Here is a 12,118-nt window from a genome sequence, read left to right as displayed (position 1 = left end):
TTTGTGTCAGAAATTACCTTTATAAAAACACTCCGGTCTTTGACCATTATCCCGTCCGATTATTCATTCTGCTTTTCAGATTCCACATGCTTGTGCATAACGTTTAATATATGTGTCGTAGCAGGGAAAAATGTTACCTTGCTTTTCGGTTTTTCTGCGTGGTGATTGCTAACTTTTTCTCACTGCAAGCATTGCGCCTTACCAAAAATACAACAGCCAATTGATTCATCGCTTTGCTGCTATGATCACATATATAGTGTTACAGCACGTTTTTTGTTTTTAAAATGCGTTTTGCTGCGGTTTTTGCTTCGTTCACATAACCGCTATTTTCATCCGCAATACTTTTCAATTCCGATTCAGGTTTTGATTGGAACTTTCGTTGATAACTCTCAATTAGTTTTTCCGTTTCTACATTCTTATTCGTCAGATCTTGTTCCGTCAACTTCTTTTCAGGAAACATTTCGTTTAATTGCTTTTTATTTAAAACAAGGAATGTAATTAATAAAGCCAAAAATATTGGATTGAAATTAATGGGACCAATGCTGAATACAATTTCCCAATAATAAATATCTATTAAGCTTATAATTCCGAGTATCAATGTCAATCCGAATACATAAACAAATATCTTTTTATTCTTGAAATAAAGTATTGTTGAGATTCCAATGAGAGCTATTCCTAAATAATGTTTATAATTTAGTACATAGTCCGTTAGAAGTGTAATTCCGATTGAGTAGAGTAGGAGAAGTATACAAATCAGTATTGGAATTATTTCTTTTTTCATCATATGTGCTGTAACGTCTCTTGTATGGTGCGTTTGCATCCCGAAGGGTGCATATGCATTATACAAATTGTTGTAACACGTTTTTTATTCAATAGATTGCTGATTAAGAGTGTTTAATAAACTTTCAACTTCAGAGTTTAGTTCAATTTTATTAAAGCTCATTTCTTCATTCTTATTGTTTCTAATTATCATTTTATCCTTTTGGAATGAGAAAGCCAAGTATTTTTGATTTTCCATCAAACCGTGTCTTCTCGATTTAGAAAGAATAAATGTATATAATGATTGACCTGCCCTTAATGTTTTATCAAACCCTTTAGAACGTAAATTTGATATAAAAGATAGAACATCATTTATATAATCTCCATTTATTTCCTCGTAAAATCTGGTAATACTATTCCAACTATCAATAAACTCTCCTTCAATGCCATTTCCATTTTCGTAAGCTTTAACTAAATCATTTGAAATTATCCAATTAAATTCTTTGGATAAGCTTGATAGACTTTCTTTTTTTATTAAAAATCGATTCAAAACTTCAGCTATTTCATCATTTTTAGCCACAGATTCGAAAAGTATACATTCGTCGATACTGAAACTTATGGAAAGTTTTTTATTTTCTCCAGTTGTCGTAAACCAACAAGCTCTGACGATATTATTTATTTCAAATCGAATTATTCCACTACCGTGATTATCAATTACTCGATTTGATTTTTTTAAATTCGGATATTTTATTAACCAGTTTTCTTCAAGTTGCTTAATGGTTCTAAGTCCTTTGTCAACAAAAGAGAAGTTAGTATATAATTCTGATTTTGATTTTTTTAAAACCCAATTTTCTACTGATTCAATTACTTTTTTTCGGTTATATGAACGTCCACAAGATATTTCATTATCCTCTAAAAAGAAAGAAACAATAAATTCCTCAATATTACCTTTATTGTCCCTCATATATGACAGGTCACAAGAATAAATAGATACTCTTGCATTTTCTGATTCACAAATACAATTCCAATGAACACCAGCTCCTTCTAATTCGGATTTTATTGGTAATCCTTTTTCAGATAGATAGTTTGTCAATTCACTATAAAGTGATTTTGCTATTTTTTCTTGTTCGAACAATGTTTATTTTAATGTGTTACAACGTTTTGTGTAAGATGCGTTTTAATGCATTCTCACACTTTGTTGTGTGTTCGCCTTTATTTTTTATTCCATTCTGAGATTCGGATTTTTTCTTTTTCTAATCCAAACTTTTCAGATAACTCTATTTTTTCAGATTTATTAGACACATAAACTAATCCAATATCATTCAAATTAAATTGCAAAGGATATTTCTTCAGTTTTTCGTTGTGTTTATCCTTATTTTTTAAATATGTTCTTTGATTCTGTGAAATCAAGTAATTGTCAATAGCGATCTTTTTAGGAATATATCTCCATTCATTTTCTGCTTTAAAATCAAAGTCTAATTCTCCGGAAAAACTATTATATCCAATTTCATTTTTCATAAAGCATTTCACCTCCATAATTGAAAGTCTTAATTTTCTAGGCAATCGTCCTTCTTTGGTTTTTCTTCTAGCCGTTAATAATTCTTTCATTCCTTTAGCAGCAACCGATGTTTGACTTACATATAAAACTGGTCCAATATTATTGTTTCGAGCCCATTTTTTAGAGAATCCAATTCCATAACTTCCATAAGTTATTCTTTCCTGATTTATTGTTTTAGGATTATATTCACTGAAGCAAATCATAGGGTGAGCTGCTTTGGAAACAGCCTTGTCTTTAAAATAAAAATTCTCCGAAGAGAAAGAAAGTCTTAATGATCTTTCTGATAGAATTGAAAATAGAGATTTATATTCTTCTGTAATATGCACAATTATATTTTCATTATGAGATTCTATCATAATTTATCGTCATTACATTTGTTTGGTGACACACAACGCTAAATATATGAATCGGAGCAAGGCAAGTATGCTTGAACCAATCGATTTATCTGCGCATTTTTATTTCTTTATTAATTTATAAAAATCTAGCGCCTCTGCAAAAAAGAAATGACCTTTCGATCTAACACTAAACTTTGCTCTGATTTCATATATAATGTTAGCATTTCGTTTTTTTATTCCTTGATATTTAATTTCTCAATTAAAGTCCATTTAGGATAATCTACCGCAAAATTTGTTGAAATATCATCCTCGTTAGGATAATCAATACTTTTTTTTAACTCATTAGCGGCAACTAAATAATGGAAATATAATTTTTCTCCTTTTTTTAGTTTTGGAATTTTAGTTTCAAATCCAAAAGGTAATTGTTTCGTAAAAGATTTCTCTTTGTATTTTTGATTAAAAAAACCTGTTTTAATAATTCCTAGCTCAGATTGAAATCGATTAGGCATCCAGTCATTTTTTTCGGCTCGATATTTCATCATCTCTCCATCTTCAGTTCCGATACTGACGACATTCTTTTTATCCTTTATCCAAATTGCTTGAAGATTTTCTCCTGTATCTGGTTCAGAAGTTATTTCAGTACTGGTTCTTACAAGTGAACAATCAAAATTCAAAGTTTCGCTATTCTCATTTAATTTAGTAATTCTAAAAATCCAACCAATTGAACTTTGTATTTCAATTTCGCTAACTTCTTTTAACCAATTTTTAATTTCTGTAAATTCAATTATTTCTATTTTAAAGGAATCAGATTTAAAAATATATCCAGACTCAGAATTAGTGATTTCTCCACCTTTAGTGGAATGTAAATTCACATAAATATCTCCAAGTTGAGTTTTAAAATTACTTATTCTCATTATCTACTTTAATGAATGCTAACGTTTAATATATGTGTCGTAGCAGGGCAAAATGTTACCTTGATTTTCGATATTTCTGCGCATTGGTTGCTAACTTTTCCATTCTGCAAGCATTGCGCCTTCATAAATATACAAAACCATTCGATTGATCACTTGGCTGCTATGACATCATATATAGTGTTAGCAAATTGTTTTTAGAGTTAGTATTCCAGTTCCTCTTCATTTTCCAAATAACCATTTCCCATTCCATCTGTAAAGTGTAAATAAGCTTCTCCAGGAAGGTTTCCATTCCAAACTTCAATTCCATCTACTTGATGAAAATAATTTGCATTTAAAGCAATTGCATCAAATAAGTCAAAGGTTTTTAGATTTATAAAATTATTTTTTTGAATTTTCTTTCGTTTTAATTGCTTAGAGTTTTTAAAAACCACTACGGTAACAGAATCTGTATTCAAAATAGATTTTAATATATAATAGCGTTTAGTGGAATCAATTTTTGTGACAAAATATTTACGTTTCTTTTTCGAGGGTAGAAATTCATCCGTATGAATTGTTTTACACCCTAATATTGTGAAAGCAAAAACCAAAATTGCAATTAATACTTTTTTAGATAAAATCATTTTCGTTCTATATCGATAATCAACTTGAAATATTTGCTAACGTTTAGTATATGGCAAGTAGGGCAGTAGAAAGCGATAAACTTTCAAGTTTGCACTGAGCCAAAACGTTGTATTTTGTTTTTAATTTATCCATTCTTAAAAGCCAAATCAACGATTTGGCGGTGTTTGTAAGTAGCACTGAGCTCTCTTAAACCACTGAATGCCCTATTTGCTATATACAGTGTTACCACACTTTTATTTTATTATTTTCTTCCACCAAGGTTTCTTATTGTTCGAATTAAGGATTTGGTCAATTTCTCCTTCTTTCCAATCCCACAAGTGAGTGGTTTTGTCATCTGCATTAAATCCCTCAAAGCTATTTTCTATGTATTCAATTTTATCCTTATTAACAGCTATCAAATAAAAATAACTGTCCCATTCAATTGTGAATAGAATTTCTCGGTCAAATGAATAAATGTAATAGTCTTTGTAATCTATCTTTTCAATAAACTCATATTCCGAAATCTTTGTCAAATCAAGTTCAACTGTATTCTCAAAGAACTCGTCTACAATTATGATTCTCTCTTTATCGAATTTCTTAAACGTTTGGTAAATCTTACTTTTTGCAAATGAATCAAATCCCCCTTCTGATGGATGCCAAATTTTTTGTAAATCTGTATAATCATTGAGGGTTTTTAGTAAATCTTGTCGCTCAAGTTTCTTTTTATAAGCACCAATAGATGTTTTTAAGGCTCTATTCAATTCTATGCTGTCGGATAGCTCTGTATTTGAAACGATTTCTTTCCATTTGATTAGAACTCCATTTTCATAAATCTCCTTTTCTTTCGGATAATCTTTGTTTGAAGTGAAAATTTCTACGTTATCAAGTTTAAGCGGTTTTAATTCTTTCATTTCCGCTTTTGCCTGCTCTACAGTTATTTGTTCAGACGCTTTAAAAGATTTCGATTTAGTTTCATTTTCTATTCGGAAAAATGGCAAGAATGCTACATAGACTGAATCGTAAAATTCCGAGAAGTGTTCCTTTAATGGAGTCTCTTCATCTGGATATATTTTATTTTCAGTGAATATGCTCATTTTCAATGTGTGGTAACGTTTAATGTATGGTTTGTAGCGGACAAGCACACAGTAAATGTTCCGTCACAGCCCAAAGTTAATAAACCAGCGTGAAATTCCGTTAGGAATTTCCGCCGCTATGAATTATACATCTTGTTATGCACTGGCCTTTTTTATTCAGCCGTTACTTTGCAAACTTACCTAAGCAAAGCGATGATTGCTTACGAAACTACTTGCGTTATATTTTTTTCCATTCCCGCGATCGCTTTGCGACTTTGGGCTTGCGATAACCATCACAAAATAGCGATGACCTTTATTCCGTCAGATGCTGATAGGGGAGAATCTTTGTGTCAGAAATTACCTTTATAAAAACACTCCGGTCTTTGATCATTACCCCGTCCGATTATTCATTCTGCTTTTCAGATTCCACTAGCTTGTGCATAACGCTTGATGTATAGTTTCGTAGCGGATCAAGGTATAGAGAATATTCCGCAACAGCCCAAAGATAGCAAAAGCGCGTGAAATTCCGTTAGGAATTTCCGCCGCTATGAACTTATACATTTTGTTATGCTCTGGCTTTTTATAGATCCTGTACTTTACAAAGATGCCTGGCAAAGCGATAATTGCTTGCGAAATGCTTGCGTATCGTTTTTCTCACTCTTGCGATCGCTTTGCTACCACTGGATTATGCCAAACCACCACAAATTCGCTACCACGTACAGTGTCCGAATGGGGGAGGAGTTCCAACTTTTGAACCGGTAAAAATCTTTGAAAAATACTCAGATCTTTTGTCCGTAACCCGTCCGTTTAGAGTTTGCTTTCGTATTGCTTTTCAGATCCTGTTTTCGGTGTTGATGCTGGAGCATAACGGTTTGTGTATGAAACGTAGCGTGTAAAAAACCACTAACTTTTCGAGTTAACACAGAGCCGAATTTTTATATTTTGTTTTTAACTTATCAATTTTAAAAGCCAAATTAAAAATTTGGCGGTTTTTGCAAAAAAAGTTGAACCTTTCGGTTAAGCACTTATTAGCTATGTTTTATATACCGTGTTGCCAGTAGTTTTTATTCATAAGTGACTTAAATTCAGTTCTATTTTATTGTTTAAAGTATCTACTTTGAAATAAAACGGTTCAGCTCTATTTGTTTCGTTGTATTTATGTTCAAAATCAAATCCGTTGTTGCGTTTTTTCCACGAACCTTTGTCCGATTCCAATTCCGCACTTTTAAGAATTTGTTTTATAATATTTTTCTCATCAGATTCTTTATATTCAATTGTCAGTCCGATAGAATAATCAGAGTCAAATGCTCCTTCTGTATGTTCGATAAGGTTTTTCAAAACTTCAAAATCCTTTGGGATAATCAAGTCTGTTTTTTCTTTAATTAATGGTTCAATTCTATCTAAGGCCAATTCTCCGTCAGGTTTATTCATCATTCCAGCAAATAGATAAGCCATAAAACCTAAGAATACAAAAGGTACTACCAAAATTGATAATTGGAAAAATCCAATTACTATTTTTCCTTTGAATAATTGCCAAACCGATGAAATGAGTAATACAAATCCAAAAAACACGAGAGAGTAAAAACCAAAATCAGTATTTGGTAGAATCGCTTCGCTAATGAAAAGAATTATAGAAATTCCAAAAAGTAATATCGGAATCCACCATTTTGTAACTAAATATTTCTTTAAAATTTCGGTCATTTCAAATTACTGGCAACGTTTAATGTAAAATGCGTTTTAATGCATTTTTACATAGTGTTAGCAAATGTTAGTTTTCAGAGCTTTAGTTTATTTATTTGCTTCAAAAAGGTAGAAGCCAGTTTCCTTACCAATAATAAGTAAATAATTATCTTTTAATACGATTCCTTTTATATCTTCACCAAATTTCTCTCTGATTTTATACTCTAATTTTGGTGTGTTTACTAATTGGATACCTTTATCATCTAATCCTATTACTCCAGTAACAAATTTACCTTTTGATATTTTGTTAGCAGCAATAAACAATTCATTTTCACGCTTAATTTCTCCTTCATAAATTTCGGATTTTGCCATTTTAGCTGCTTTGAATCTTTTCAATTTTTTACTGTTAGTTACATCATACTTTACAACATTATCATTTCCAATGAGTAGTATGCTTTCTTCTGGGTTTAACCATTGCATGTAAGTAGGTGTGTACCCGTTGACTGGTTTGTGATTGCTTTGAAATTCATAAGATTGATCCAATTCTGATCGTTCATAAACATATAAACCACAATGTCTGAATGCCATATATAGTTTGTTTTTATTTACTTTAATATCCATAGGATAATCAAACATCATTTCATACTCATTGGATAAATCAATAACTTTTGAAATAGTATTTGTCTGGTCAACTGTATATATGGCTTTATCAATCATCACATAAATGATCCCCTCTAGTACATAAAAATTCACATAATTCCCTTGATCTTCTGGAAATGTTACTGTTCGTACTAAAATAGGTTTTTTCAAATTTGAAACATCTACAATTTTAATAGCCTTTTTCTGCCCTAAGTAAATTAGGTCACCTTCTTTTTTTATGAAACTACCTTCCCAGTCAATATCAAAAGAAGAAATCAAATTTATTTTTGGTAAGTTTTTAATATCCCAAATTTTAATTTTTCTTGGGTGCCGAGTGACAATAACGTCATCAAAATGAATTGAACTTGAAAAGTTTTTTTCTATATCGTGCTCTACTTGTTCTTCAATTTCATCTATTACACAAGGGATTTCGGTATACTTATTTACTTGACTTAGTTTAATCATATTGTTACTTTTCTCAAATATTTGCTAACGTTTAATATATGTGTCGTAGCAGGGCAAAATGTTACCCTGCTTTTCGATTTTTCTGCGCATTGGTTGCTAACTTTTACTTTTTGCAAGCATTGCGCCATTGCAAAAATACACAGACTTTTCGAATCGTCACTTAACTGCTATGAACACATATATAGTGTTATGGCACGTACCACTTTTACAAGCCGGAACTTAGTAAACAAGCCGCAGTAAAGTGATATCAGATTCCGCCTGCCTGCCTCTGGCAGGAATTGCTCCGTATTATTTTTCTTAATCTCCAGCGATCACTTTGCTGCCTTTGGATTTATCACTTACCAAACTAAAAAATCACAAACCCTTTTTCCGTCAAAATTATCGTGATAAGCCAAAAAAAGCGATTTTTCAGCACGTTACTACTCCGAAATACTCCTTTTGAGTGATTTTTCATCGCTTTTTTACTTTGGATCGGATACAAACCACTGCAAAAACTCTCAGTTCAAACGATCGAGGTTCGTCCGCAGACAGGTTCAGATTGCGTTTTGCTTTTCAGATAACAAGTATGTGCCCTAACGTCTCTTGTATGGTGCGTTTGCTTCCCGAAGGGAGCAAATGAACTATACAAACTGTTGTACACCGTATTAATTTGCGTTTTTATATTTTTTAATAATCTTAGTTAGAAAATAAATACCTAAAACAGGAATTAATCCCCAGATAATTAGGTAAAAGCTAAGATATAGGATCATTTTCTTCCATAAAGTAAGCAAAATTGATAGTATAAGTAAAGCTAACAAAACTTTGATAAGCTTAATTGATACTTTTTCCAACTTAATTAGAAAGCCATTTGGAATCTTATCAAGATAACCTTTCATTTCTTTATGGCTTTTTTTGCTCTTTCAATAATTGGCTCATAGTTCTCAAAATGCGAACAACCACCTTCACTCATCACTCTTTTTCCTGTCTTTTTATATTTTCCTTCTCCCATTCCCCAGTTGAAAACAAAAAACTCTTGCTTAAAAACTTGATCAAGTTTTGAGTAATTTAAACCATCATCGGTTTGTCCAAAGTTTTCTTCCGTTTCGATAACTTTTATAGGAATTCCATTAGTCAAATAAATAGTCGCCCTAATTCGTCCATAAGAAAGTCCAATTTCTTGAACTATTTTGCGAATATCGTTGTTTTTTCTCCAGATTTTTAAAATTCCGCCACCATCCGTTGCGATTCCAGTCAGTTCAACCCAATCGAATTCACTCACGGACAGTTCAGAGTTCAAATTTATTGAATTCACTTGATGATCAATTTGTTCAAGATGATCTTCTTGTCCAAATGCTAATAGTCCGATTATGAATAATATGGTAGTTAATACTTTTTTCATATGGTGTACAACGCCAAATATATGAATCGGAGCAAGGCAAGTAAGCCAGAACCAATCGATCTATCTGCGCATTTTTATTTCTTGTTTAATGTATAAAAATCTAGCGCCACCGCAAAAAGGAAATAACCTTTCGATTGGTACTAAACTTTGCTCTGATTTCATATATAATGTTACCAACAGCTTTTTTATTTCGTTCCTAATTGGGTCTTGATTAGTTTTTTAATTCCTTCTTTTAAATCCTCATATACAATTCCGTTTTTAGGATTGTCCGTTTGATATATTATATAATTTGATTTAACAATATCTTTTTTGTTTTTTAAAGTAACTTCATATTTGTTATTAGAAACAGAATATTCAAATAGATGTATATAAAAAGAAGAAGTATCGTTCGGTTTTACTCTTTCACTCATTTTTAGTTCTACTAGAGTAATAATTCCATTTGATAAAATATTGATAATCCGTTGTTTTTTCAATTCCCAATTAATTAAGTTTCCAACAAATACTAATTGGAATACTATAGCTAAACCTTTCCATAAGTATCCCTCAGTTACTAAAATTATAGGATGAGAACTAAATAAATCATAATCTATTATTAAGAATACTATTCCAATAATAATCAACAACGAGTTACTTCGATTGAGAATTTTAGCGATTTTACGTTTGTCAGATATTTGAATTTTTCCTGTTTGCAATATTTAATTTTAGTTGTTGGTAACGGTTAGCTATGCGTAGTGCGGAAGCAGAAAATGACTGGTTTTTGATCTAGCGCTTAGCCAAAGTTTATGTTTTGTTTTTATATTTTCTAAAATACTAAATTTAATACTTTGGCGACAAACCAAATAAGCACTGACTTTTCTATTAAACCTAAACCCCGCATTATCGCATAGGTGTTGTTAGGCAACGTGTTTTTTCAATCATATGCTGGGCAAGCTGTCCACGGATAAGCGCATTGATATTTTTTTTTGTATCCATCCAATATATGATTTACTATCATATTCTATTTTAAGTTTTGCCCAAGTTCCGTTTACTGCTATTAATTCGGATTCCGTGTAGCCTTTCACGCAAAATGCTATTTCAGATTCTGAATTTGGTTTGCTATAAAATCTATATCCAATTTCGGCGAATCCTTTATCATTTTTATCATTGAGACAGCTTATTTTAGTATCACCAGATGCTCCAATGTTGATAATCATATCTTTTGACTTAATCCATTTGTTTTTATATTTTCCAATGTCCATATTTAACTCATTATCTTCACAAGCTGGTAAGACAATTACATTTTCTATTTTCAGCCAACCGTCTTTTGATTCAGAAATTGTAAACTTATACCAACAATGAGGTTTGGTCAATAAGTTCAATTCCGCCATTATATTTTCATTCGGATTATTATAAATTGAAATTGGTTCAGTCGCGTTGTCCGAATAAAAACATTCAACAAAGTCTTTGAAAAATATTTTAGTCCTTTTTTGGGAAAAAACATTTAAAGAAGTTAAAAATAATAATGTCAGAATGAGTTTTTTCATATGTTGCCTAACGTTTTATATATGTGTCGTAGCAGAGCAAATTGTTACCTTGTTTTTTGATTTTTCTGCGCATTGGTTGCTAACTTTTGCTTTCTGCAAGCATTGCGCCTAACCAAAAATACAAGAACCTTTTTGATTCATTAACAAACTGCTATGACATCATATATGTTGTTGTACGCTGGCTTTTTTTTCGTTTTATTATTCTAATTAAGCTTGGAATAATGGAAATAATTGCACTCAATCCTATGATCAGCCCATAATTTATTTCATTCCAACTCAATTTTCTAATTCCGTCGTCACAAGCTGTACATTCCACCACTTTAATATTCGCGTCAACAGATGAAATTCCAATTATTAAAATTCCGAAAATCAGAAGACTTATAATTCCACTTTTTGCTATTTGAGTAAGTTTTTGATTCAGGTTTTCAATAGTCAGGATTAGAAGTCCAATTCCAAATGTCAGAAAATGAATTTTATTTGAGAATATAAAAAAGTTTTTCCCAACAAATCGAATTTTGTCAGATGTTGACCATTTGAAAATATTTTGAATTATTTCACGAAAAAAGGATTCGGTATAGAATGCAATTCCAATTCCGATTACAAATGCTAAAATTCCGAATATTATCTTTTTTGTCAATTTAAGTGTTTTTTCTGCTTGCGTACAACGTTTAATGTATGATTTTGTAGCGGGACAATCAACAACTAACATTCCGCAACTGCCCAAAGTTAGTAAACCCGCGTGAAATTCCGTTAGGAATTTCCGCCGCTATGAATTATACATCTTGTTATGCACTGGCTTTTTTTATTCAGCTGTTACTTTGCAAACTTACTCGAGCAAAGCGATAATTGATTGCGTAACTATTTGCGTAATATTTTTTCAATTCCCGAGATCGCTTTGCGACTTTAGGTTAGTGATAACCATCACAAAATAGCGATGACCTTTATTCCGTCCAATGCTGATAGGGGAGAACCTTCGTGTCAGAACTTATTTTTATAAAAAGACTCAGGTCTTTGACCATTACCCCGTCCGCTTATTCATTCTGCTTTTCAGATTCCACTAGCTTGTGCATAACGTTTAATATATGTGTCGTAGCAGGTCAAAATGTTACCCTATTTTCGACAAAAACTGCGCATTGGTTGCTAACTTTCACTTTTTGCAAGTATTGCGCCTTCATAAATATACAACTACCATTG

At 31.6% G+C, this 12,118-nt stretch carries 12 protein-coding genes; all 12 read right to left on the bottom strand.

The annotated features are described in order from the left end of the window. Window positions 1–259: 259 nt before the first annotated feature. The 12 genes from ACFSR1_RS00735 to ACFSR1_RS00680 all read right to left on the bottom strand — a co-directional run bounded on the left by ACFSR1_RS00735 (window position 260) and on the right by ACFSR1_RS00680 (window position 11,561). On the bottom strand, window positions 260–781 hold the full coding sequence (locus ACFSR1_RS00735; RefSeq protein WP_378288652.1) for a hypothetical protein: 522 nt from the start codon (window positions 779–781) through the stop codon (window positions 260–262). Between the two features lie 84 nt (window positions 782–865). Then, entirely contained in the window at window positions 866–1,852 is a 987-nt protein-coding gene (locus ACFSR1_RS00730) for a hypothetical protein (RefSeq protein ID WP_378288650.1), read from the bottom strand. A 119-nt stretch (window positions 1,853–1,971) separates the two neighbouring features. Then, on the bottom strand, window positions 1,972–2,673 hold the full coding sequence (locus tag ACFSR1_RS00725) for an abortive infection system antitoxin AbiGi family protein (protein WP_378288648.1): 702 nt from the start codon (window positions 2,671–2,673) through the stop codon (window positions 1,972–1,974). Window positions 2,674–2,885: 212 nt separating this feature from the next. Further along, a complete protein-coding gene (locus ACFSR1_RS00720) occupies window positions 2,886–3,566 on the bottom strand; it encodes a hypothetical protein (protein WP_378288646.1) in 681 nt (226 codons plus the stop codon). Window positions 3,567–3,766: 200 nt separating this feature from the next. Next, window positions 3,767–4,021 (bottom strand): hypothetical protein, encoded by a 255-nt coding sequence (locus ACFSR1_RS00715; RefSeq protein ID WP_378288644.1) that lies wholly within the window; start codon window positions 4,019–4,021, stop codon window positions 3,767–3,769. A 399-nt stretch (window positions 4,022–4,420) separates the two neighbouring features. Next, the gene (locus tag ACFSR1_RS00710; RefSeq protein WP_378288642.1) at window positions 4,421–5,260 is read right to left on the bottom strand and encodes a DUF2711 family protein; all 840 of its coding nucleotides are present in this window, start codon (window positions 5,258–5,260) and stop codon (window positions 4,421–4,423) included. Window positions 5,261–6,307: 1,047 nt separating this feature from the next. After that, window positions 6,308–6,940 carry a hypothetical protein gene (locus ACFSR1_RS00705; RefSeq protein ID WP_378288640.1) on the bottom strand — a complete coding sequence of 211 codons (633 nt, stop codon included), beginning with the start codon at window positions 6,938–6,940 and terminating at the stop codon, window positions 6,308–6,310. A gap of 87 nt (window positions 6,941–7,027) precedes the next feature. Beyond that, a complete protein-coding gene (locus tag ACFSR1_RS00700; RefSeq protein ID WP_378288638.1) occupies window positions 7,028–8,023 on the bottom strand; it encodes a hypothetical protein in 996 nt (331 codons plus the stop codon). An 871-nt stretch (window positions 8,024–8,894) separates the two neighbouring features. Further along, window positions 8,895–9,401, bottom strand: coding sequence for a hypothetical protein (locus ACFSR1_RS00695; RefSeq protein ID WP_378288636.1), 507 nt, complete (start codon window positions 9,399–9,401; stop codon window positions 8,895–8,897). Window positions 9,402–9,586: 185 nt separating this feature from the next. Then, window positions 9,587–10,093, bottom strand: coding sequence for a hypothetical protein (locus ACFSR1_RS00690; protein WP_378288634.1), 507 nt, complete (start codon window positions 10,091–10,093; stop codon window positions 9,587–9,589). 222 nt (window positions 10,094–10,315) lie between these two features. Further along, window positions 10,316–10,924, bottom strand: a complete 609-nt coding sequence (locus ACFSR1_RS00685) for a hypothetical protein (protein WP_378288632.1) — start codon at window positions 10,922–10,924, stop codon at window positions 10,316–10,318. 151 nt (window positions 10,925–11,075) lie between these two features. Continuing rightward, the gene (locus ACFSR1_RS00680; protein ID WP_378288630.1) at window positions 11,076–11,561 is read right to left on the bottom strand and encodes a hypothetical protein; all 486 of its coding nucleotides are present in this window, start codon (window positions 11,559–11,561) and stop codon (window positions 11,076–11,078) included. Window positions 11,562–12,118 lie beyond the last annotated feature (557 nt).

The sequence above is a fragment of the Aquimarina rubra genome, from assembly GCF_042684305.1.
In the GTDB taxonomy this organism is placed as follows: domain Bacteria; phylum Bacteroidota; class Bacteroidia; order Flavobacteriales; family Flavobacteriaceae; genus Aquimarina; species Aquimarina rubra.
Note: the sequence above shows the minus strand (reverse complement) of the source record. Positions and strands in the feature narration are given on the sequence as shown.